At 60.2% G+C, this 22811-nt stretch carries 19 protein-coding genes and 1 pseudogene; 19 read left to right on the plus strand and 1 reads right to left on the minus strand.

All coding sequences use genetic code 11. The features are described from left to right. Nucleotides 1-27: 27 nt before the first annotated feature. The 12 genes and pseudogenes from PQQ52_RS30300 (at nt 28) to PQQ52_RS30355 (ending at nt 12538) form a co-directional block, all read left to right on the plus strand. Nucleotides 28-1128, plus strand: coding sequence for a porin (locus PQQ52_RS30300; protein WP_408219848.1), 1101 nt, complete (start codon nt 28-30; stop codon nt 1126-1128). Between the two features lie 65 nt (nt 1129-1193). Beyond that, a complete protein-coding gene (locus PQQ52_RS30305; RefSeq protein ID WP_408219850.1) occupies nt 1194-2630 on the plus strand; it encodes a carboxylesterase family protein in 1437 nt (478 codons plus the stop codon). A gap of 51 nt (nt 2631-2681) precedes the next feature. Further along, entirely contained in the window at nt 2682-3947 is a 1266-nt protein-coding gene (locus PQQ52_RS30310; RefSeq protein WP_408219852.1) for an MFS transporter, read from the plus strand. Nucleotides 3948-4232: 285 nt separating this feature from the next. Then, nucleotides 4233-5240: a carbon-nitrogen hydrolase family protein gene (locus PQQ52_RS30315; RefSeq protein ID WP_408219855.1), complete on the plus strand. Its 1008-nt coding sequence runs from the start codon at nt 4233-4235 to the stop codon at nt 5238-5240. Nucleotides 5241-5267: 27 nt separating this feature from the next. After that, on the plus strand, nt 5268-6374 hold the full coding sequence (locus tag PQQ52_RS30320; RefSeq protein WP_408219857.1) for a cupin domain-containing protein: 1107 nt from the start codon (nt 5268-5270) through the stop codon (nt 6372-6374). Next, on the plus strand, nt 6371-7270 hold the full coding sequence (locus PQQ52_RS30325; protein ID WP_408219858.1) for a fumarylacetoacetate hydrolase family protein: 900 nt from the start codon (nt 6371-6373) through the stop codon (nt 7268-7270). The genes PQQ52_RS30320 and PQQ52_RS30325 overlap by 4 nt, the downstream gene beginning before the upstream one ends. 70 nt (nt 7271-7340) lie before the next feature. After that, nucleotides 7341-8417 carry an aromatic ring-hydroxylating dioxygenase subunit alpha gene (locus PQQ52_RS30330; protein ID WP_408219860.1) on the plus strand — a complete coding sequence of 359 codons (1077 nt, stop codon included), beginning with the start codon at nt 7341-7343 and terminating at the stop codon, nt 8415-8417. Then, on the plus strand, nt 8414-9370 hold the full coding sequence (locus tag PQQ52_RS30335) for a PDR/VanB family oxidoreductase (protein ID WP_408219863.1): 957 nt from the start codon (nt 8414-8416) through the stop codon (nt 9368-9370). Before PQQ52_RS30330 ends, PQQ52_RS30335 begins: the two co-directional genes overlap by 4 nt. Before the next feature lie 71 nt (nt 9371-9441). Beyond that, entirely contained in the window at nt 9442-9576 is a 135-nt protein-coding gene (locus tag PQQ52_RS30340; protein ID WP_408219866.1) for a hypothetical protein, read from the plus strand. 8 nt (nt 9577-9584) lie between these two features. Next, nucleotides 9585-10316: pseudogene (locus tag PQQ52_RS30345) on the plus strand (IS6 family transposase). A gap of 467 nt (nt 10317-10783) precedes the next feature. After that, a complete protein-coding gene (locus PQQ52_RS30350) occupies nt 10784-11431 on the plus strand; it encodes an XdhC family protein (RefSeq protein WP_408219920.1) in 648 nt (215 codons plus the stop codon). Nucleotides 11432-12007: 576 nt separating this feature from the next. Next, a complete protein-coding gene (locus PQQ52_RS30355; RefSeq protein ID WP_408219923.1) occupies nt 12008-12538 on the plus strand; it encodes a tyrosine-type recombinase/integrase in 531 nt (176 codons plus the stop codon). A 973-nt stretch (nt 12539-13511) separates the two neighbouring features. Here the strand turns inward: PQQ52_RS30355 and PQQ52_RS30360 are convergent. Further along, entirely contained in the window at nt 13512-14099 is a 588-nt protein-coding gene (locus PQQ52_RS30360) for a TetR/AcrR family transcriptional regulator (RefSeq protein WP_408219867.1), read from the minus strand. A gap of 353 nt (nt 14100-14452) precedes the next feature. Here PQQ52_RS30360 and PQQ52_RS30365 point away from each other — a divergent pair, with 353 nt between their 5' ends. From PQQ52_RS30365 to PQQ52_RS30395, 7 genes are all read left to right on the plus strand, one after another. Next, on the plus strand, nt 14453-16114 hold the full coding sequence (locus PQQ52_RS30365; RefSeq protein ID WP_408219869.1) for a long-chain-fatty-acid--CoA ligase: 1662 nt from the start codon (nt 14453-14455) through the stop codon (nt 16112-16114). Further along, nucleotides 16111-16932, plus strand: coding sequence for an SDR family oxidoreductase (locus tag PQQ52_RS30370; protein WP_408219872.1), 822 nt, complete (start codon nt 16111-16113; stop codon nt 16930-16932). Before PQQ52_RS30365 ends, PQQ52_RS30370 begins: the two co-directional genes overlap by 4 nt. Nucleotides 16933-16999: 67 nt before the next feature. Next, on the plus strand, nt 17000-17866 hold the full coding sequence (locus PQQ52_RS30375; protein ID WP_408219875.1) for an alpha/beta fold hydrolase: 867 nt from the start codon (nt 17000-17002) through the stop codon (nt 17864-17866). 236 nt (nt 17867-18102) lie between these two features. Then, nucleotides 18103-19182: a porin gene (locus tag PQQ52_RS30380; RefSeq protein ID WP_408219878.1), complete on the plus strand. Its 1080-nt coding sequence runs from the start codon at nt 18103-18105 to the stop codon at nt 19180-19182. 66 nt (nt 19183-19248) lie between these two features. Then, a complete protein-coding gene (locus PQQ52_RS30385; protein WP_408219881.1) occupies nt 19249-20319 on the plus strand; it encodes an ABC transporter substrate-binding protein in 1071 nt (356 codons plus the stop codon). 8 nt (nt 20320-20327) lie between these two features. After that, nucleotides 20328-21896 carry a sugar ABC transporter ATP-binding protein gene (locus PQQ52_RS30390; protein WP_408219884.1) on the plus strand — a complete coding sequence of 523 codons (1569 nt, stop codon included), beginning with the start codon at nt 20328-20330 and terminating at the stop codon, nt 21894-21896. Further along, nucleotides 21893-22810, plus strand: coding sequence for an ABC transporter permease (locus tag PQQ52_RS30395; protein ID WP_408219887.1), 918 nt, complete (start codon nt 21893-21895; stop codon nt 22808-22810). Before PQQ52_RS30390 ends, PQQ52_RS30395 begins: the two co-directional genes overlap by 4 nt. The last annotated feature ends 1 nt before the right edge of the window (nt 22811 follow it).

The raw sequence follows: 22811 nt of genomic DNA on the forward strand, positions 1-22811 counted from the left end.
GACAACCTTTTTTCGAGCGGAGCAACGATGGAAATGAAATGGCCACACGGCAGATGGGCGACCGCGATTGCGGTCACGTTCGCCGCGGGCATCACGCAGGTGCACGCGCAAAGCAGCGTCCAGATCGGTGGCCTCGTGAGCGCTGGCGTGAACTACACGACGAATGTCGGCGGCAGCGCTTCAACGTTCATGGCTCCCGCCGGCGTATGGCGGCCGAATATCTTTTTCATTCGCGGCACCGAAGACCTCGGCGGTGGTTTGAAGTCGGTGTTTCTACTGTCCTCGCTGTTCAGCATCGCCAACGGCGGCAATGCCGGCGGGCCGGGCTCGATGTTCTCGCGCGAATCCTACGTGGGACTCTCGAATCAGTGGGGCACACTCACTGCCGGGCAGCATCGAGATTTCATGTTTGACCTGTCCACGCACGGCTATTCGGGTTTATATTTCGCAGGCCGCGTCGGTGGCCACCAAGGACCTTTTGCCAACTTCGGCACTCCGTACTCGGGAGGCGGGTCGGGCGACTTCGATCGCGTCAACGGTGAGCAAATAGACAATAGCGTGAAATTCACGTCCGCGGAACATGCAGGACTGACGTTCGGCGCACTGTACGGCTTCGGCGGGCAAGCCGGCAACTTCGGCGCGTCATCCGCGAGCAGCTTCGGCGCTAACTATGCCAATGGACCGTTCGGCCTGGGTGCGGCCTATACGATGACCAAGGACCCGCAATTAAACGGCGGCAACGACGGCTTTCGCAATATCGGCATTGGGGCCTCATGGCGGCCAGGGTTCTGGAAGCTGGCGGCTTTGGCAACCTGGTCGAGGAACACGGCTACGGGCGGTCAGATTGCAGCGTATGACGCCTCAGTCGGGTACGACTTCACACCCGCGGTGGGCGCCAGCCTCACATACACCTATATGAACGGGAATCAGGTGCTGCAAGACAAGCACTCGAATCAACTCGCGGGCATCGTCACCTACAATTTTTCCAAACGCACGACGGTCTATCTGGACGTCAGCGCGCAGCGCGCGTCCGGGCCGGGCGCGATGGCGCAGATCTACGCCACGCCGGGTGCGTCGAGTTCTGCGTCCCAGGTCATGACGTCAGTGGGTGTCCAGACGGTGTTCTAGGCGGATTGTCACCTGAGTTCACCGCGCGTACTCCTCAACTCTCATTTACATGGTACTGAATCTCTATGGAACACACATCCAACCGTCGCACGTTTGTTACTGAAACTCTGTCGGGCAAGATCCGCGGCGTCCTGGCCGATGGCATCGAAGCCTATCTCGGTGTGCCTTATGGCGCGGCCGTCGGTGACCTCGGCCCCTTCGCTGAGGTCAGTCCTGTACCGGACTGGGCTGGCATCCTCGATTGCACCGATACGCCGGCTGTGTTTCCGCAAGCGCACACCCGCCTCTCGGCGGTCCTGGGGCCGGCCATTGATGAGCATCCGCAATCGGATCAGGCGTTCTCAGTGAACATCTTTGCACCGCACGGCGCCAAAGGGCTGCCGGTGCTAGTGTTCGTTCACGGCGGCGCCTTCTGCACGGGCGGCGGAACTCGCTGGTACGATGGTAGCAGACTGGCGCGCAGCGGCAATATCGTGGTCGTAACGGTCAATTACCGGCTCGGCATCTGGGGCAATATCGCAGCCCCCGGAGCGCCGACGAACAATGCCGTCCGCGACGTGCTGGCTGCGCTGCACTGGATCGCCGCCAATATCGGCACCTTCGGCGGCGACGCAGGTAACGTGACACTGTCGGGCCAGTCGGCGGGCGCGGCGTTGACCCGTTTGCTGACACTGTGCAGTGACGCGGAAGGTCTGTTCAAGCGTGCCATCATACTCAGTTGCCCAGGACACATCGGTGCCACGCACGCCGAGATGGCCGACGTGACAAACCGCGTCATGGAACTCGCCGATGCCTCCGACGTCGTTGCCCTGGCTGGCAAAACGCCTGACCGGCTGCTCGATGCAGTGATGACGGTCACCCGTGATCGAACCGTCCAGGGTTCGGTCATGCCACTGTTTCGCCCCTACACCGATGGCGTGCTGCTTCAAGACTGGATGGACGATCCACAAACATCTGCCGGGCGCGCGCATTGTCGCGAGATAGTAATCGGCCTCACGCGCGAAGAATTTGCACCGTTTTTCTGGGAACAGGCCGATGCAATCAATAGCGCCCCCGAGACCGTGCTGGGCTGGTATCAGCATGTACACGGCGAAAGAGCGGCAACCGCCTATCGGCAAGCGGCGTTACACCGCCCGCGCGCAACACCCTATACCCAATGGATCGACGGCATGCAGGATCAGACTTTCGGGCAGCCCACGCTTGCACTGGCCGGCGCCTACGCCGAGCGTCGGCGGGCGTTCGTCTACCGCTTCGATCTCCAGTCCCGACAACCACATCTATACGCGGCGCACTGTATCGATCTGCCGTTTTTCTTCGACAATCTGTCCGGCTGGTTCGACGCGCCCATGCTGCACGGTTTCGAGCCCGGAGCACTGCAACCCCTCGCCTCGCGCTTCAGCACCTGCATGGCGAATTTCGTGCGCACCGGCGATCCGGGCATCGACGGCTGGCCCCCCTTTACCGAAGCCTCGCCCTATCTCATGCCATTCGACAACGACTAGCAGGACGCGCGCATCGCATTGGCTCTTCTCAAAGCACGTGAAAACGGAATCATGAACCCTCAATCAGCCATGCAGACCCTCTCGACAACACCCAAGGTCGACGCGCGACTGTGGATGATCAGCCTCGTCTGCTTCTGCGTGATGGCAGTCGACGGCTTTGATACGGCTTCAATCGCCTACGTCGCACCAACGCTCGCGCTGCAATGGAAAGTTGCCCATGCGGCGCTAACGCCCGCGTTCGTCATGACGAGCGTCGGCGCGGTGATCGGCTATCTACTGAGCGGCGGCCTCGTGGCACGCTACCGGCGGCGCAACGTCATAGTCCTCACCATGATCGCGTTCGCGCTGCTCTCGGCCGGCACCGCGTTCGCCGGCTCGATCATGGCGATCTCCGTCATGCGCTTCATGACGTCCATCTGCCTCGGCTGCGTCGCGCCAGCCACGATTTCATGCACGGTCGACCACGCGCCCGAACACCGTCGCGCCACGGCAACCATCGTGGCCGGAATGGGCTTATCCGCTGGCGCCGCGCTAGGTGGCTTACTGGCGTCATGGTTGATTGCGCACTACGGCTGGCGGTCGGTCTTCATCACGGGGGGCGCACTGCCGCTTGTGCTGGTACCAATCGTCTGGTCCGCATTGCGCGGCAGCGATGCTAGCGAGGCGGTCATGCCCCCAGCGTGCGACGCGTTACCGCACGGAGATGCCAGACCTCGCATCGGCGCACTGTTTCAACGCCGGTTCGCGCTGTCGACGGTGCTCATCTGGGCGATTGCCTTCCTGAGCTTTCTCGTCACCTATCAGTTCGTTTTCTGGGTGCCGACGCTGCTGGTCTCATACGGCTTCTCGGCAGCGAGCGCTTCACTCGGATCCACGGCCAGTTCAATCGGCGGCATCGCAGGAAGCCTGGCGTTGGTGCTGTTTGTCGGGCGATGTGGCCTGCAACGGTCGTTGATGATCCTCGCGTGCCTCGCCATCGCATGTATCGCCTGGCTGGGCCTCGGCGGGGTCGATCAAGGCGCCGTGTTGTTGCTGATCGCCGGGGTGGGCGCGGGCACGATGAGTGGTTGCGTCGGGCAAGCCGCGTTAGCGGTACTGTTGTACCCGTCCCACCTGCGTACGACCGGGGTTGGCTGCGCCGCCGCGGCCGGCCGGATCGGCGCGATCGTCGGTCCGGCAACCGGCGGAGCGCTGTTTTCACTCGGCTTTACGGCGCAGCAGATCGTGCTGACGAGCTGCCTGCCGTGCTTTGTAATTATCGCATTGCTGACGGCTTCGAAAATACATTCGGCGCGTGCGTCGGAGGCGGGCAAGTGAAAGCGGTCGCTACCCGAGGCGAATGCCCCACCGTCGCTCGCGATCACGTCTCGAGTGACACACACCCGTGCGCACCGGCCGTAACGAACTGGATCGCGCACGGCATGTAAAACACGCCATCGGGCTGGCTGCGAATCGTCGTCGTTTCCGTGCTCTTTTCTAACAGGCGTCACCCAATTTGAGTTCGTAATCCTTAATAATAAATACAATCTGGATTAGTCGGAATGCGCTTGGAGATAGGGTTCGGTTCATCAAGGATAAAGTTGTCGAGGAATAGCGTTGATTATGAAAAAATATCCAAAATCTGTTGTAGCTGCCGTCCAGGCAAGTCCGGTCTTTCTGAATCCCGTCGCCACTGCAGAAAAAGCAGCCGGATTGGTGCGCGAGGCAGGGCGTAAGGGCGCTCAATTGATCGCCTTTCCTGAAGTGTTCATCGCTGGTTATCCTTATTGGAACTGGATGATGAGCCCGCTGGAAGGAAGCCCATGGTTCAAGAAGCTCTATCTGTCATCGATTGATATCGATGGCCCGGAGCTGCAACTGGTCCGGCAGGCTGCGGCGGAGATCAAGGCATCGGTTGTCATCGGCGTCAACGAGCGGAGCCCTACCAGCATGGGGACGATCTACAACACGAATGTGATCATCGGTCCTGATGGCTCGATTCTGGGAAGGCACCGGAAAATCGTGCCCACCTTCGCGGAGAAATTGACGTGGGGTAGTGGGGATGGCAGTTCAATCAAGGTGTATGAGACTGCGGTCGGACGTATTGGAACCCTCGCATGCGGCGAGAATACCAACACATTGGCTCGATTTTCCCTATTAGCACAAGGCGAACAGGTGCATGTTGCCAATTACATCGCCTTCCCCTTCACGGCTGATTACGACATGCCAGATGCCATCAGGATCCGTGCGGGCGCGCATTCGTTCGAGGGCAAGGTTTTCACGGTTGTTGCCTGCTCGGCGATGTCCGAAGAGATTGTCAGCGCGCTCGCTGAGGATGTCGCCTATAGAAACTTGCTTTCCGGAAGTCCTAATGCGTTTTCCGGCATTTTTGGTCCGGACGGGCGGCTAATCGGCGACGGTCTGATCGATAAAGAAGGCATTGTTTTCGCCGAAATCGATCTGGAAAAATCGATCGAGCCCAAACAGTACCAGGACATCATTGGTCACTACAACCGCTTCGATATTTTTGATCTTCGGCTCAATACTCGCCCGCACCAAGCGGTCAATCTTGATGGCTTCCCTGCAGTTGCAGACGAAGACGACAGGATCGAGCAGCGGACCGCTGGTTGAGTTTGGTCAAACGGAAGGACAATTCAAATGGAAGACGACGTGATTGGCAGGGCGAGGGTTGTCGAGACACCCGAGCTGGCTGATTATTACCGGCGCCTGTCGAAGTATGAGGCAGGTGCGCTGTGGACGGTCGCCAACGACATCGAGCCCTGGGAGCCGCGGGCGATCTCAGTCCCGGTCCTCTGGCCCTACGAGGTGATGCGTCCGCTGGTGCTGAAGTCGGCCGAATTGGTCAGCGCCGAGGACGCGGGACGAAGAGTCGTGATGCTGCTCAACCCGAAACGTCGCGACGTGACGGCCACCGTGGGCTGGCTGTACTCAGGTCTGCAGATAGTCAAGCCCGGCGAAATCACCTCGGCCCATCGGCACGGCGCTGCAGCGCTCCGCTTTGTCATGGAAGGCGAAGGAGGCTTTACGGTTGTCGACGGTAGCCTGATCCATGTGAAACCGCGTGATTTCATAATCACACCCAGTGGTGCGTGGCACGACCACGGCAATCACAGCGAATCGCAGAATGTCATTTGGCAAGACGGCTTGGACATCGCCTTGGTTAATGCGCTGGAGGCCAATTATTATGCGGTCCACCCGGAATTGAAACAGAAGGCGACCGGCGCCGCCAATTCTTCACAGGCAACATTCGGTACGGGCGGATTGATTCCTGCCAAGCTGAGCTGGGACAAGCCCTATTCGCCGCTCTGCCATTTCCCATGGGATCGAACGTATGAGGCTTTGAACAATTACGCGTCGGTCTCTGCCGGATGCCCTTTCGACGGCGTGATCATGGAATATGTAAACCCGATGACCGGTGGATCGGTCATGCCGACGATGGGTGCCTGCATACAGCTCCTTCGCCCGGGCGAGCATACCAAGGCACATCAGCACACCGGAAACTCCATCTACCAGGTGGCAAAAGGCCAGGGTTTCTCGGTCATCAACGGAACCAAATATTCGTGGAAGGAGAAGGACATCTTCTGCGTGCCCGCATGGGCAATGCATGAACACGCGAACGGTGATGCGAGTGACGACGCATGCCTGTTCTCGTTCAATGATTTTCCAGTCATACGCAAACTTGGGCTATGGCTCGAGAAGCCCTACCTCGAAAACAACGGTCACCAAACGATTGAGACAGTATGAAGCTTGTAACCATCAAATCTGAATCCGAGCAGCTAGTGGGCGTCGTCCTCGACGACAAGGTGCTGCCTTTGAAGCGGCTGGCGAAGGCCGCTGGCGTGTACCTTCCATCATCGATGCAGGAGCTCATCGAAGAGGGCCAACGGGTCGTGCCCCTGTTGCGTAAGCTGATCGGGCGGATCAACGAGTACAGCCTCGAATACATCCCGCTCGAGCAAGCGAATGTTCTCGCTCCGATTCCGCGTCCCCGGAACAGTATTTTCGGCGTTGGGATGAACTACAAGGCGCACGTCGATGAAGCGCACACCTCCATGGGTACTTCAAAAGCGCTTCCGGCCGCACCGGTCTATTTCACCAAACCATCGCTTGCCGTGGTCGGGCCTGGCCAAGCTATTTTGAATCACAGCGGCGTCACCGGGCAACTCGATTGGGAAGCAGAACTTGCGGTCATCATCGGGCGCGGCGGCAAGGGGATTTCCCAGGAAGTTGCCCTGGATCACGTGTTTGGGTACACATGTCTGAACGACATCAGCGCCCGCGACTGTCGCCGTGAACATCAATGGTTTCTAGCGAAGTCGCTGGATGGTTCTGCGCCCATGGGGCCGTGCATTGTGACCGCTGACGAAATCAGCGATCCGCAGGACCTCTTTGTCACCTTGAGCGTCAATGGCGTTCAGCGTCAGGCCGACCGTACCGAACGCATGATATTCAGCGTCGCCGGGATCATCGCGGATCTAAGTCGCGCAGTCACTCTCGAGCCGGGAGACATTATCGCCACGGGTACGCCCTCCGGCGTTGGGATTAGCTTCACGCCGCCCGTGTTCTTGAATAACGGCGATGTTGTTTCCATGGAGATCTCCAGAATTGGTGTGCTAACTAACCCTGTGGAGGAGGCCTAGTCGGTGAGTCGCTGGCCGGCGATGGTCACCCTCGTCGGCCCTAGACGAACTCGATACGGTTTAGAAGTCTATGAATGAAGCTAAGTCTTTTCCGCTAAACGCCTGGTATGTGGCTGCTTGGGACCACGAAGTCAAGCATCAATTGCTTCCTCGTCGGATCTGCGAAGTTGCGATCGTCATGTACCGCAGGAATGACGGAGGCGTGGCCGCCCTTGAGGATGCTTGTTGGCACCGCCTTCTGCCGCTATCGAAAGGATATTTGAGAGACGAGGAGGTCGTCTGCGGCTATCACGGTCTTGTCTTCAACGCGCAAGGGCGTTGCACCGAGATGCCTTCTCAGGAAACCCTCAATCCATCGGCATGCGTAAGGAGCTTTCCGGTCTGCGAAAGGGACCGGTTTGTCTGGATCTGGATGGGGAATCCTGCACTTGCTGACACAGATTTGATCCCGGACCTGTTCCAAAATTCGGACAGCGCCTGGGCCGGCGATGGTGGCGTCACTTATTTGAAGTGCGACTATCGATTGCTGGTCGATAACCTGATGGACCTGACGCACGAGACGTTCGTCCATAGTTCCTCCATCGGTAATCGCGCTGTTGCAGAGGCTCCGTTCACCGTCAGCCACACGGAGGACCATGCGCGCGTCACACGGTGGATGATCGATATCGACCCGCCCCCGTTCTTCCGTGCGCAACTCAAGGAGGCCACAAAAGTGGATCGGTGGCAGGTTGTCACCTGCTACCCGCCGAGCACCGTGACCATTGATGTTGGCGTGGCTCCCACCGGAACAGGAGCCCCGGAAGGAGACCGAAGCAAGGGATTGACGGGATTCGTGATTCACACGAGTACGCCGGAGACTGACAGGACAACCCATTATTTCTGGGCGTTCCTGCGCAACTATGACCTCGGCAGCCAGCGATTGACGACCGAGTGGCGAGAGGCAGCACGAAGCATTTTTGGTGAAGACAAGGATATTCTGGAAGCGCAGCAGGTTGCCGTGGACGAACATCCTGGCCGTGAGTTCTATTATTTGAACATCGACGGCGGGGCCATGTGGGCCAGACGTTTGATTCAGAAGAAGATCGAACAGGAGTTGGGTTCGTCGGCGCAATCGCAGCGCGTCATTCCTGTCAAGGTGTCGTTATGAGCGGTCCCTTTCAGAAAGCCCATGTCCTTAGCGCAGCAGATGTCGCCGAGGGGGTGAAGGAGATTCATCTTCGCCCTGAGGGCGGGGTCGTTGGATTCGACCCTGGAAGCCATATCGACGTGACGGTCGACGTTGGCAGTGGGTCGTCGTCGAGGTCCTACTCGTTGATCGGGACGCCCGGTCGAGATGGTTACGTCATCGCTGTTCGGCTGGATTCCGGTGGACGTGGCGGCTCTCGGTTCATGCATGGGTTGCACCCTGGTCAAGCAATCGGCATTTCCGGTCCCAAGAACAACTTCCATCTGAGCTACGCGTCGAATGAGTACCTTTTGCTGGGCGGAGGAATTGGAATTACGCCGCTCGTTGGCATGGCGCAGGTCCTGCTGGAGAAGAAAAAGAAGTTCAAGCTTGTTTATGCGGGCCGCAGCCTTGGGAGCATGCCCTTCGTCGAGCAATTGCGGGATGCCCTGGGCCAGAGGTTGGTGGTGCACGACGATACGGCGGACGGGCGACTGAACCTTGGCGATCTGTTCAAAGGCTTGACGAATGGCTCCGAAGCCTACGTGTGCGGTCCAGTGACGATGCTGGAGCATGCCAGAAGGGTCTGGACGGAGGGCGGACGGGAACTCCATCACTTGCGGTTCGAGACCTTTGCAGCGAGCGGTAGCAAGCCCATGCAGGCATTCAGCGTGGAGGTTCCGCGGCTCAATAAATCGTTTGTGGTCCGACACGATCAGACGCTGCTGGAGGCGCTGGAACAGGCCGGAGCCGAGCCGCTTTACAACTGCCGCAAGGGTGAGTGCGGCCTGTGCGCGGTCAAGGTACTCGGCCATTCGGCCGAGATCGACCACCGCGACGTTTTCTTCAGTGATCGCGAAAGAAAAAAAGGCGAGTTTCTCTGCTCGTGCGTGTCGCGGTTGGCGGGTGGTGCTTTGACCTTGGACCTCCCATAGTTTCGCGGCTTTCCCCTCGAGATCGCGTGCCCAAGGACTCGCGGCTGTCTTTTTCAAATTGGAAGTAGCAGATGAACAAACGCAATCTTTTTGCCCTTGCGGTTGCATCTGCGCTCAATACTTCCCACATCGCCCAGGCGCTGGGCCACTGCGCTGCGCGTCAGGGGCCGGACGTGCTTTGTCACGTTGCCGAGGTGGCCGCGTAAATCGGGAGATGAAAAAGACGAAATCTCTCTATCACGGCCATCGCTTCCCGGCGGTGGTGATCAGTTGTGCCGTTCGCTGGTATTTCCGGTTTCAGTTGAGCTTGCGCGACATTGAAGAGCTACTGTTCGAGCGAGGCATCGTGGTGAGTTACGAAACCGTGCGTCGCTGGTGCGATAAATTTGGCACGGAGTTCGCGCATCGCGTCAAGGCTGTCCGGCGCAAACCGGTCAGTACCTGGCATCTCGATGAGTTGTTCGTGATGCTGCGTGGTGAACCTTATGTGCTGTGGCGAGCCGTCGACGAGCACGGCGCCGAACTCGATATCCTGCTGCAGAAGCGGCGCGACACGGCCGCAGCCGAACGATTCTTCAAGCGCGTGCTTCGTTCGTGCCCGGTGCCGCACAAGATCGTCACCAACCAACTGCGCAGTTATCCGGCCGCGAAGTCCAGGATCCCCGAACTGGCAAACGTCAAACATGTGTTCGTCAGGGCTGCAGCCCGCGTGAACAATCGGGCCGAGAATAGCCATCAACCTACGCGTGAACGTGAGCGGCGCTTGCGCGGGTTTCGCGACCCAAAGCGCACCCAGGTGTTTCTTTCGGGCTTCGGACCGATCCGGTAGCACTTCGCGCTCAAGCGACATTTGCTGCGCGCTTCTCTCTACCGCAAACAGCTCGCCCAGCGTTTTGACGCATGGCATTGTTTCACCGAACTCACCCAGAATCCGTCAGCCGTCTGAGCCAATACGCGTCCTCTGCAGATTTGCGCCGCCGATCAGCCAACGTGACAATGCCGCTGGTGCTTGTCCGACTCGGAACAGTATCGTTTTTTGCATTTGTTTGAGGTTCCCGACCGACGCAGCAGAGGGCGGCTTTTCGGTAAAGAAGCCACCTCACGATGAGCTTGAAAATATCGCAATTTCCGATCACCCGCTGGCCGTGACGACGCCTCTAACCCCCGCAGTTCTTTGCAAGCAGTCCATGGCGCAACGTCGTGCCGACAGGCTGACGTAGTGCGCGTTCAGCGTCTCAACGCCGCCGCGGACTGCGAGCTATTTCGAATGCTATTCCCGATGTTCGTGACCTCATTCACCAGCTGCAGGCGAAAGGCCCACCTGGCGAGACCAGGCCTTCGATAGTCGAGTATGGGTTGAACGCAGACGAAGCTCATAGATTTGGGCTGCCATGTGGCGGGACCTTGCAATTGGTGCAGGAAAGGCTCGGCCCTAAAAGTGGACTCGACACTTTGCTTCGCGCGCTAAGAGAAGGCCAGATCGTCCGCGGGACTTTGAGACTTTCCACAGGTGAGGCGCATGTGGCAGACGCCTCAAACGAGCCGGGCGCCATTCGATTCGACAAGGCAACGCTGTCAACGGTTCATGGGCCGACCTGGCGCATGTTGTTGATAGGTGGCGGCAACCTCAGCGTCTATGTCTCAATGATGGCGATACCGCTAGGCTATGCAGTGACGCTATGCGACCCGCGACCGGAATATGCAGCTGAATTGGAGATTCCCGGGGTCAAAGTTGTGCGGACGATGCCCGACGACGCGGTGATCGAGATGAAACTGGATGCGCGCAGCGCGGTGGTTGCGCTTACCCATGACCCAAAGCTTGACGACCTTGCTTTGATAGAGGCACTTAAGACACGCGCGTTCTACGTCAGTGCTATTGCTTCACGCAGAAATAGTGACGCCGCGCTGGCAAATTTGCGCTGTCCGATAGGGCTCTACCTTGGCGGAAACTCGCCTCCTGAGATTGCGCTATCCATCGTCGCCGATGTCACGGCGCGGCGTAACGGTATTCCCATTACCGAGTTGGCGGATGTGCGGCTTGGAAAGACGATTGCTGGGTAACCGACCGGGAGAAACGCCGACTGCACAAGGGGTTCACCGCCAATTGACGATTGAGTGGGGATAGCTGAATGCGGGACCACACTGCGCCGAAAGGACCTTGATCGGACGTGCCATTTGCGCCATTTTCTGGGCTGTCGGCGCTGCTGATATTGCAGTATGGGTAGGATGATGGGTAGGGCGTGGCCTCAAGATGTGGGAGCCAAACCTGGCGCGACTTTGCGGGCCACTGTTGGAATAGGCTGCCTTCCGCCAGACATGGCTTCCTGGCAATTCCAATGTCTTCCGAAAACGTCCTCTAGATCGCTGATTTCAAAGCAGTTTATGGGTAACGACGTGCTTGCTGCTTCCATCAAGGTCCCGCGCAATTTCCGCACGAGGTATGGGTAGCAAGATGAGTCTCGGTCCGCTTTCGCGAGTCTCGCTTGGCGAGGTGCGGAAATTGGCCACCGGATAGCGTGACATGGTCAGAGACCTGATTGATCCCATCCTCGCCCGGAGTGAGCAGCAGCGCCGACAGTTGCTCGATATCTCTTCGGATACCAATGTAACTTTCCGTGAGGCAGCCGAAGCGTTTATATCCGCGTACAGGAACCTCAGTGGCGCAACCGCAAGCATGTCCAGCAGTGGGGCAACACGCTTAGGACGTACGCATATCCGATGATCGGCGAAATCCGGGTGCGTGACATCGATACCTCGATGATCGTACGGATTCTCCAGCCGATCTGGACGAAAAAGGCGGAGACCGCGCGCCGCGTGCGCGGCCGCATCAAGGCCATCCTCGATGCCGAGACTGTGCTGGGCCATCGCACCGGCAGCAACCCGGCGCGGTACGTTGACCATCTGCAACTCGTCTTGCCGCGGTCGAAGAAGCGGTCGCAAGTGAGACACCATCCGGCGTTGCCTTGGGAATATATCCCGGGTTTCGTGCGCGAACTGGAGCAACGTCCCCGACGTGCGGCACGGATCCTCCACCTGCTCATCCTCACAGCAACCCGCACGAACGAGGTGCGCTTTGCGCGGCCAGAGGAATTCGATCTTGACACCTGTGTGGTCAATTCCCGGCGACCGCACGAAAAGTGGACGACCGCTTCGCGTGCCGCTTTGTGAGCGAGCCCTCGAACTCGGCCGGACGCGTGCGAGCATGTCCTGATCCGCTGCGCGAATAGCGCGAGTTCCCCGATGCGGTGCTTCGCGAGGATCGCATGGTAGAAAAAGGCATTTGGGAGTGTCGATGCACGATTGCTCCTGACATGGGCTTGATCGCGCCGGCTGAATCTTGAGACACTTGTCGGGCGTTGTTGCGCAGCATCTGCCGGTCGAGCGGCTACTGCGTTTCGCTCACCACGGTTGCGACGCGCGTTGTATGCTTTCTGAGCGGAGGCGCGACCGCAGTTGGGATCATGGCTTCTTCAAGCTTTGCCAGGATCGCGTTGGAAAGTGGTTGACGGTATCGATGACGGTATCCCCGCAGAAGTGGTATTCGGATGCCCAGTGTTCACGACGTTTGAACGAAAGCTCACGTTGATTCTCCGACGCAGTCTGTCTAAAGCTGATAACTGCCGACTGGAATTTTCGGTATGGCTGACGGTATGGTCGCTACCCGACCGGGCGGAAAGGCCGTCTTCACAAGGGTCCCGATCGACAATTGACGATCGAGCGCGGATTCGGGATTGCGCCACAACGACCGGATCGGAAGCGCCATGCGCGCGAGGTTCTGGTCTGTAGCCGCCATTGAGCTTGCAGTATGGGCGGGATGATGGTACGCCGTGATCGGGCGAAGCGGGTGTCAAACTTGGCAGGCTTTTGCAGGCAACTGTTGGAATCGGCTGCCCACGGCCGATCAAACGCTATCACCCGAATTCTGGATCAACGTGGAGGGCTGCTTTGTCGCGAGTAACTACCGCTATCCGGGCGGCCCAGCCTCGGCTTTCTTCAAGTCGCCGGTGCCGGGTAGTTCGCTATGCTGAATGATCAAGCACCGTCAAGAACATCGCGGCAGGCTGTATTCGAAACAGGCTTTACTCACTTCTTCTGAGATCGCGTGTGGGGGGCTGGGGATGTCCAGTTTGCGCTAAGTCCTCTACGGAAGGAGAGATTTCAACTCGATATTGGGCGTGCGCAGATATCGCGTCATCATGACTTTCAGTTCACGACGCAGTTCAAACCCAAACAGGGACGGCGCGTACAGAATCGACCGATGCGTGAGCGCTTCAACGGCCGATTCGACGATAAAGGCCGCGAGGTGGATATTCGGGCGTTGAACCGGTTCTCCACACGTCACTAAAGCCTGCTCAAGAAGGTCGGTTATCGCAAGCGACACGCGGCTGAGATGGCGCAGCTTGCTCACTCTGCCCATCTGTTCCAGAAGCACACGCTGCAGCGCGACATCCAGCGCATACGCGTCTACTGTGGAGTCGACCCAGGCCTCGACAACGCGCTCGATACCTTGCCCTTCGACAGCCTTGAACGCGTGCGCATACTGCTCAAACAGATAATCGCAGTGGCGCTTGATGAGCTTCGCCACCAGTGCGTCTTTACTGGTGAAGTACTCATAGAGCGAGCCGACGCTGACCCCCGCGGCCTCCGCGATGCGCGTGGTGCTGGTGGCGTCGAATCCATCGCGTGCTAGCAGTTTGCGGGCGGCCTCCAGAATCGCGTCGACGGTCATCAACGAGCGCTCCTGACGGGGTCGGCGCCGCACTGCGATTGGCGCAATCGCTCTCGTCTTTCTGCTGAACGTCACGGCTTCCCCCTCCTGTTGAATGACAGTGCGATCGGGTAGGGCACCCGGTCGCCAATCGGTCGACGATTGGCGTGCAATTGTAGCTGTGGTCATGGGCCAGCCGAAACCGGTCGTCCGGTTTCAAACGGCATATCCGAATGACGCGCGCAATTCAGGCCGACAACGGCGTCGGCCCCAGCCAGCGCGCCTGAGAGCCGGGCGGAGCGGAATCCGAATAGCGTCGCGATGACGGTCTGTCTATGATCCACTACAACAGTTTTACATATCAACGAGGGGACATGTCCGGGCAAATGATGCGAACGCCGCTGCGGGTTATCGACCTGCTGCGGCATGCGAACCGCAACCATCCGCGGGGGGAAATTGTCAGCCGTCGTGCCGAGGGCGACATCCACCGCTACACCTATGCGGACGCTTACAAGCGCGTCTGCCAACTGGCCCGCGCACTGGACAGGCTAGGCATCGCCCAGGATGCGCGGGTCGGTACCCTAGCCTGGAATGGCTACCGGCATGTCGAACTTTACTTTGCAAGCGCCGGGCTCGGCGCGGTCTGCCATACGTTGAACCCGCGCCTGCTGCCGCAGCAGATCGCGTGGATCGGTCAGCACGCAGCCGACGAGATCCTGTTCTTCGACGCGAGCTTTGTGACGCTTGTCGAGGGTATTCGGGATCAACTGACCGGCGTGCGGCATGTCGTTCTGCTGGGCCAGTGCGATAGCGCCGTAGGTGCCGACGCGGCGGCGCGCATTCCCGATCTGCTTTTCTACGAAGACCTGATCAGCGGTGAACTCGCCGACGAACTCGACTGGCCGATCTTCGACGAGAACCAGGCATGCGGCCTGTGCTACACGTCCGGCACGACCGGGGACCCGAAAGGGGTCTGTTATTCGAATCGCTCGACGGTATTGCATGCCTATGCGAGCGCATTGCCCGACTCGCTGGGATTGTCGGCACGTGACGTCGTGATGCCGGTTGTTCCGATGTTCCATGTCAATGCCTGGGGCTTGCCCTACATCATGCCGATGGTCGGCGGCAAGCTGGTGCTGCCCGGTCCGGCGCTCGATGGCAAAAGCCTCTACGAGCTGTGCGAAGCCGAACAGGTGACGATGGCCGCGGGTGTGCCGACCATCTGGCTCGGCTTACTCGATCATCTGCGCACGCATGGCTTGTCGTTCAGTTCGCTGAACCGCACGGTCATCGGTGGCTCGGCGGCAAGCGAAGCGATGATTCGCGAGTTCGAAGAGGTGCACCACGTGCGCGTGCTGCACGCGTGGGGCATGACCGAGACCAGCCCCGTCGGTGCGGTCAATCAGTTCAAACCGGTGCATGACACGCTGGACAGAGACGCGCGTTATCGCTTGCAGACGCGTCAGGGGCGTGAACTGTTTGGTGTCGAGATGCGTATTGAAGCAGAGACCGGCGAGCCCATCGCACGTGACGGCAAGACACACGGTCGGCTGCCGGTGAAAGGCCCCTGGGTGGTCGATACGTATGTCGGCGATGTGGCGGCTGCGAGGCAGGACGGTTGGTTCGACACAGGCGATGTTGCGACGATCGACGCCGAAGGCTACATGAGCGTTGTCGATCGCAGCAAGGACGTCATCAAGTCTGGCGGTGAGTGGATCAGTTCGATCGAACTGGAGAACGCAGCGATGGGGCACCCGGCGATCCAGGAAGCCGCCGTGATCGGGCGGCCCCATCCGAAGTGGGTCGAGCGGCCACTGATGCTGTGCGTGCTGCGGCCCGGGCACGGTCTGTCGAGCGGCGAATTGCTGGCGTGGCTTGGCGAACGCGTTGCCCGCTGGTGGCTGCCCGACGCTGTCGAATTCGTGGACGAACTGCCACACGGCGCCACCGGCAAGCTGCTCAAGGCGCGCTTGCGCGAGCGGTACGCGGCTTACCGATTCAATGACCAGAAGCATTCCACGGAGGATTGTTCGTGAGTTCGGTTTTCAGAGCCAATCTGCTGGCTGGCCAGCATGCCATCATCACCGGTGCGGGAAGCGGCATCAATAAACGCATCGCCGAGCGGTTCGCGATGCAGGGCGCACGCATCTCGATCATTGGCCGCAACGCGGACAAGTGTGCGGCGGCCGCGGCGGAAATCCGCGCGCTGGGCGGCGAGGCCGACGGATTTGCCGCTGACGTGCGCGAGGCCGACGCGCTGGCCGCAGCGTTTGAAGCCGCGTGCGAACGCTTCGGCCCCGTCGACATCTGCATCGCGGGCGCGGCCGGCAATTTCGTCGCCGAGGCGGCGGCAATGTCCGCCAACGCCTTTCGCACGGTGATCGATATCGATCTGATCGGCACGTTCAATACGTTTCGCGCAGCGCTGCCGTTGTTGAGGACGGCACGCGCCAACCTGCTCGCGGTGTCCGCCGTGCAGTCCTCCATGCCGACCGCGGCGCAAGCGCATGTCTGCGCGGCAAAGGCCGGCATCGAGATGCTGGTGCGCACGCTTTCGATTGAATGGGCGGCGCGCGGTGTGCGGTGCAACGCAATCGCACCGGGTCCGGTCGCCGACACGGAGGGGATGAAGCGCCTCGCGCCGGGTGGCGATTCGAGCTGGACCCGTTTGTTGGCCGGCATTCCAATGCGCCGTGCCGCTGAGCGCGATGAAATCGCCGATCTCGCCTTGTTCCTGTGCAGTGGTGCGGCGAGTTACATCAATGGCACGGTCGTGACGATCGACGGCGGCCAGTCGAACCTCGGCTCGCAACCTTTTGGCGACATGCTGCTCGACTCGTTGCAGTCGGCCTGAGTTGAATGCTGAACGCCCGCTGTAGCTGGGTCCTTTTTTGATTCGAACAATACTTGCAGGAGACAGCATGACCGTTACCGAAACCGGACTCACGATCAACGCGCCGGACGGCCATCGCATCGAAGCGTTCCACTGGGCCGGCGAGAAGCCGGTGCGTGGCATCGTGCAGATCGTGCACGGCATGGCCGAGCATTCACGTCGATATCGTCATGTGGCGCAAGCGCTGGCGCAGGCGGGTTATCTCGTCTATGCGAGCGAACACCGAGGCCATGGACAATCCGCCATGGACAACGGCACGCTCGGCGACTTTGGTGCCAAAGGATTCAACGCGCTGGTCGATGACATGGCCACGGTGAGCCGGCATTTGCGCGAGCGCCACCCGTCCGTGCCGCTCGTGATGCTGGCGCACAGCATGGGATCGTTTGCCGCACAAATCTATCTGCTCGATCACGCCGCATTGATCGATGCGGTCGCATTGTCGGGCACGACCGCGCTTGAGCTTCTCGATCCACGCCGTTCCGGCTGGACACTCGAGACGGCCAACGCGGCGATTGCCGAACCGCTCACCGTGGTCGACTGGTTGAGCCGGGACCCGACCGTGCCCGCCGCGTACATCGCGGACCCGCTCTGCGGATTTACGCTCACCGAAGCATCGTTGTTCTCCATCTTCGATCACGGTCTGCGCACCTCGGACATGACGCAGTTCGAGAAGCTCCGCAAGGATCTACCGCTTTATCTGTTCACCGGCGATCAGGATTCGGTGAATGGCTACCTCGCCTGGTTCGATCCGCTGGTCGAGCGGTTGCGCCGCGTGGGCTGTCGCGATCTGTCAACGCACGTCTACGGCGGCGCACGCCACGAAGTGCTCAACGAGACGAACCGCGAAGAAGTGATCTCGAACCTGATTGCCTGGGTGAATCGTGTGACCGCTTAAGCGCCTGAACACCGTCGCGGACCGCAAGATCCGCGCGGTTCACCACGCCGGGCGACAAATCCGACGTATCCCGCGAAAGACGCGATGACGTATGCCGTCACCGCAGGGATTCTTGCGCCTTGCATCTGCTGAATCTGAACACAGGGAGGGACACCGAGAAGCTGGATAGATAAGTCTTCAGTGTAATTAGGTATACAAAATAAAAATCAATTGAAACATGGTTCAGGAGACGCGATATGAAAAAGCGGAATAACAGGACTATAAAACTCGCCGCAGCCGCGGCCAGTCTGCTGGCGGCAGGCGCTTCGCATGCACAGAGCAGCGTCACGCTGTACGGCACACTCGATGCCGGCCTGTTGTATACGAGCCGGACGGTGAGCGCGACCGGCGCCAACGCGGGCCATCAGTTCTCGTTGATCGACGGCGGTTCGGCAGGATCGAACTTTGGCATGCGGGGTAGCGAAGACCTCGGCGGTGGCCTGAGTGCAATTTTCGCTCTCGAAAGCGGCATCAGCATGGCCAATGGTGGCTACGGCAATTCCAATGGAAACTTCTTCGGAAGACAGGCGTGGATCGGTCTGACTGGCGGATTCGGTACGGTGCAGGCCGGCCTGCAATACTCGCCGTTCGTCCTTTCTCTTATCAGTACCGATGCTCGCAACGTATCCTATTTCGGTAGTGGCGCCGCAATCTATGTTGGCAGCGTGCTGGATACCGGGCTGTTCAACCCGAACGCCATTTCGTATACGAGTCCGGTGATCGCTGGTTTTCAGGGTAGCGCGATGATGGCCCTCGGCGGTCAGGCTGGCGATTTCCAAGCAGGTCGGCAGTACAGCGGCCGCCTGAAGTATGAGATCGGCGGACTGTTGATTGATGCGGCGCTCTACAGCGGCAATGCGGGTGGGACGGCAGCGTCGACACCGATTCCGACCACGGTCGCGTTCACGGGGCGAACGATCGGCGCGGGTTACACGTTCGAGTCGCTCACGATCAAGGCTGTGTTCGTCAACTACAAGTTCGCGGGCTCGTTCGACAGTCGCGTCTATGGCGGCGGACTTGGCTATCAGATTACGCCGTCGCTGCTCGCCAATGTCGGCGCCTGGTACACCAGCGATGGTAACGATACGGGCAACCATTCGATTCTGGCCGGCGCCGGCGTGGACTATTCCCTATCTAAACGGACAGCGCTCTACGGTCAAGTCGCCTTCGTCGACAACCACGGCAAGATGAACACGGGACTTTCTCTCAATGGCGCGTTGTATGAAGGCCCCGGGTCGACCACCGGCGTCACCGTCGGGATTCGCCACAGGTTCTAGTGTCCCGTTCCGTTGATCCCAGCCGGGTGTAGCGCTGTCCAGAAAAAGAGAATGGAGACAATCGTGATGTCTGTCGTGAAGAAACTCAAAGCCCCGTTGCTTGCCCTTGCGCTGTCGTGCGCCGCCATGTGCGTGCAAGCCGCCGATGTGCAGTTGTTGCCCGACGGCTTGCTGTCCCCCACCTCCACCGAGCAGACCAAACCGGACGCTTTCAAGAAAGCGCCGCCCTGGCGCATCGGCGTCTCGTTTGCCGGTGTCGGCAATAGCTGGATCGTCCAGATGATCCAGGAGATGCGCCAGGCGGCGGCGCAGAATCCCGACATCGGGCAATTCATTTTTACCGAGGCAGACTGGAAACCGGCCAAGCAGGTGGCCGACGTAGAAGACCTGCTGACGAAGAAAGTCGATTTGCTGATCATCGGGCCGATTTCGGAAGCGATCGGCGCGCCGCTGATCGCAAAGGCCGCGCAACGCGGCATCCCGGTCGTGACGTTCGGCGCGTACGGTCGCGGAACACAGTCCACAACCGAGATCATGGCTGGCGGTCGCGTCTTCGGTCAGCAGGGCGGCGAATTCCTTTGTCAGGAACTGAAGGGCAAGGGCAAGATCTGGGCGTTTCGTGGCGTGCCCGGTGTCGATGAGGAACAGTTGCGCTACGACGGCTTTCGCAAGGCAGTCGATGGGTGCGGTCTGACGATCACCAACGAGGTCTTCGGCGACTGGAGTTACGCGAAGGGCAAGCAACTGTGCGAGAACCTCCTGCTGTCGGGACAACCGGTCGACGGTATCTGGTTTTCCGGCGCGGAGATGACGCGTGCCTGTATCGACGTGTTCAAGGAAACCGGCAAACCGCTGGTGCCGATGACCGGCGAGGCCAATAACGGCTTCTTGCGGGCATGGAAAAGCTCGGGCGTGAAGAGCGTCGCGCCGATGTTCACGCCGGGTCTGGGCGCGGCGGTGGTGCGGGCGTCGGTGGCGCTGCTGCGTGGCGAGCCGGTCTACCGGTCATACTTTTCGGCCCCCACGCCGATCACGCGCGATCAGCTCGACAAGTACTACCGCGCGGATCTGAACGACGCTTACTGGTTCCCGTCGACGCTGCCGAACGCGATGCTCACGCAGATGTTCCACCGTTGAGGCTGGCGATGGACTCCCTCTCTGACCAAGCGGTAACCGCGCAACGCGTCGCGCTGCGCGGCGTGTCGAAAGCATTCGGCTCTACTCAGGCGCTGTCCGGCGTGACGCTGTCCGGACGGGCCGGCTCGGTGCACGCGATCACTGGCGAGAACGGCGCGGGCAAATCCACGCTGATGAAGCTGCTGGCGGGGGTGCACTTGCCGGACGAGGGCGAGATTTGGCTCGATGGGCAATGCATGCGCCTCGCGACCCCGGCGCAAGCGCGGCGCGCGGGCGTGTCCACCGTGTTCCAGGAACTGACTGTGTTGCCGAACCTGAGCGTCGTTGAAAATCTCTGCCTCGGACGCGAGCCCGGCCGTTGCGGCGTACTGGATCGGACCGGCATCCGGCGTGCGGCCGGCGCGTTGCTGGAACGCACCGGCATCGAGCTTGATCCGCAGCGGCCGTGCGGCAACCTGACGATCGCCGAGCAGCAGTTGCTCGAGATCGCCAAGGGTCTAATGGGCGACGCACGGGTTTTTATCTTTGACGAGCCGACCGCGCCGCTCAATCGGGCCGAGGTCGACAAGCTCGAGGCGCTGCTCGCGCGTTTGAAGGCGAGCGGCAAGCTGGTGTTTTACATCAGTCACCGGCTTGAGGAGATCTTTCGCTTCTGCGACACCGTATCGGTGCTGAAGGACGGCCAGCATGTGACGACGCAACCGACGGCTGGGTTATCGGAAGATCGCCTCGTGCAATTGATGGTTGGACGCGAACTGCAAAAGCTATTTCCACCGCGGCGCGACAGCGCCGCTGGCGACATAGCGCTCGACGTCAAGGCATTGACGGTGAAGCCGAATGGCCCCGCCGTTTCATTCGCGCTGAGGCGCGGGGAAATTGTCGGTATCGCGGGGCTGGAAGGGCATGGGCAACGGCAGATCGTGCGCGCGCTGGCGGGCGTCGAACCGCCGTCGAGTAGCGACATGCGCTGCGCGGATCGCAGTGGTGCATTGCGGCGCTTCGATCCGAAGCAGGGGCCAGCGGCTGCGGTGCGGCACGGCGTGGCACTGATGCCGGAGGATCGCAAGTCCGAGGGCTTGTATCTGGATTTGCCGATCCAGGACAACATCTGGCTCGGCCCGTTGCGCAACGTCGCCCTCTGGCGGCGGGCGCGGCGTGACGTGCAGTTGATTCGCCAATTGGCCGCGAGGATGCATCTGCGCAGCCGGCCTACCGACCGGGTGGGATCGCTGTCCGGCGGCAATCAGCAGAAGGTCATGCTGGGACGCTGGTTTGCGGCTGGCGTACAGGTCCTGCTGGTCGAGCAGCCGACACGTGGCGTCGACATCGGCGCGAAGACCGAAATCTACAGTTTGCTGAGGCAGTTTACGGCGGACGGCGGCGCTGTTCTGGCGGTATCGGGCGATCTGCCCGAACTGATTGGCTTGTGCGATCGCATCTTCGTGGTTCGGGACGGCGCGATCGTCGCGGACGTGCAAGCGGCCAACGCCACGGAAGAGAGTCTGCTGAATCTGGCGTTGCGCGAATCGACGGCCGTCGATGAAGGCGGCGCACACCATCTGGGAGACCTGCGATGAATCTGATGCGCTCTGGCTTGACCCGCTATACGGTTGGTCTGCCGGTGATCCTCTGCGTGACGCTGTTGGCGACGACTGCGGATTTTCGTCAGCCGCAGAACCTGATCAACTTCGGCGGCCAGATCGCCGCATTGTTGATCGTCTCACTTGGACAGATGTTCGTCACGTTGACAGCCGGTATCGATCTGTCGGTCGGCTCAGTGGTGAATCTTGCGAGCTGCATTGTCGCGACCCAGCCCGATCCGTTCGCTGGTGTGGCACTGGCGTTGGCAGTGGGTGCGATGGTCGGCCTCGTGAACGGTCTGGGCGTGGCGTACGCGAACGTGCATCCGCTGGTGATGACGCTGAGCACGGCGACCTTTCTGCAAGGCTTGAGCTATCTGGTGCTGCCGATTCCCGGCGGCCACGTTGCGCCGGCTCTGACGTGGCTGGCGACCGGTACCGCGATGGGCGTGCCGCTGTCGTTCGTTTGGTGCGCCGTCGCGGTGGGAGCGGTCGCGGCCGGCATCGGGCGTAGCCGCTTCGGCCTGCATCTGTTTGCGGTCGGCAGTCATCCGCGCAGCGCTCATCTGAATGGCGTGCGCGTCATGGCGACGGTGATTACGGCTTATGTTCTGTGCAGTCTGATGGCCGTCGCTGCGGGCATCTATCTGGCCGCGCGCGTAGCGGCCGGCGATCCGGGACTCGGCGCGGAATTTGGGCTGGAATCGGTGGCCGCCGTGGCGTTGGGTGGCGTGCAACTGACTGGCGGTATCGGGAGTGCCGGCGGTGTACTGGCTGGCGCGCTAAGTCTCGGCTTGCTCACCAATGGACTGAATCTGTTCGGCGTTTCGCCGTTCATGCGCGGCGTCGTCACTGGTTTCTTATTGTTGGCGGCGGTGAGCATGCAACGACGCCGTGTCGTAGGCCTATGAC

Source organism: Paraburkholderia sediminicola, from assembly GCF_046030555.1.
GTDB lineage: Bacteria > Pseudomonadota > Gammaproteobacteria > Burkholderiales > Burkholderiaceae > Paraburkholderia > Paraburkholderia sediminicola_E.

Excerpts from the sequence above, each read along its gene's own strand:
- PQQ52_RS30320 (WP_408219857.1), top strand. The coding sequence starts at position 5,268 with ATGGAAGACGACGTGATTGGCAGGGCGAGGGTTGTCGAGACACCCGAG.
- PQQ52_RS30315 (WP_408219855.1), top strand. The coding sequence starts at position 4,233 with ATGAAAAAATATCCAAAATCTGTTGTAGCTGCCGTCCAGGCAAGTCCG.
- PQQ52_RS30390 (WP_408219884.1), top strand. The coding sequence starts at position 20,328 with ATGGACTCCCTCTCTGACCAAGCGGTAACCGCGCAACGCGTCGCGCTG.
- PQQ52_RS30365 (WP_408219869.1), top strand. The coding sequence starts at position 14,453 with ATGTCCGGGCAAATGATGCGAACGCCGCTGCGGGTTATCGACCTGCTG.
- PQQ52_RS30300 (WP_408219848.1), top strand. The coding sequence starts at position 28 with ATGGAAATGAAATGGCCACACGGCAGATGGGCGACCGCGATTGCGGTC.
- PQQ52_RS30305 (WP_408219850.1), top strand. The coding sequence starts at position 1,194 with ATGGAACACACATCCAACCGTCGCACGTTTGTTACTGAAACTCTGTCG.
- PQQ52_RS30375 (WP_408219875.1), top strand. The coding sequence starts at position 17,000 with ATGACCGTTACCGAAACCGGACTCACGATCAACGCGCCGGACGGCCAT.
- PQQ52_RS30325 (WP_408219858.1), top strand. The coding sequence starts at position 6,371 with ATGAAGCTTGTAACCATCAAATCTGAATCCGAGCAGCTAGTGGGCGTC.
- PQQ52_RS30330 (WP_408219860.1), top strand. The coding sequence starts at position 7,341 with ATGAATGAAGCTAAGTCTTTTCCGCTAAACGCCTGGTATGTGGCTGCT.
- PQQ52_RS30385 (WP_408219881.1), top strand. The coding sequence starts at position 19,249 with ATGTCTGTCGTGAAGAAACTCAAAGCCCCGTTGCTTGCCCTTGCGCTG.
- PQQ52_RS30380 (WP_408219878.1), top strand. The coding sequence starts at position 18,103 with ATGAAAAAGCGGAATAACAGGACTATAAAACTCGCCGCAGCCGCGGCC.
- PQQ52_RS30360 (WP_408219867.1), bottom strand. The coding sequence starts at position 14,099 with ATGACCGTCGACGCGATTCTGGAGGCCGCCCGCAAACTGCTAGCACGC.
- PQQ52_RS30310 (WP_408219852.1), top strand. The coding sequence starts at position 2,682 with ATGAACCCTCAATCAGCCATGCAGACCCTCTCGACAACACCCAAGGTC.
- PQQ52_RS30395 (WP_408219887.1), top strand. The coding sequence starts at position 21,893 with ATGAATCTGATGCGCTCTGGCTTGACCCGCTATACGGTTGGTCTGCCG.
- PQQ52_RS30335 (WP_408219863.1), top strand. The coding sequence starts at position 8,414 with ATGAGCGGTCCCTTTCAGAAAGCCCATGTCCTTAGCGCAGCAGATGTC.
- PQQ52_RS30340 (WP_408219866.1), top strand. The coding sequence starts at position 9,442 with ATGAACAAACGCAATCTTTTTGCCCTTGCGGTTGCATCTGCGCTCAAT.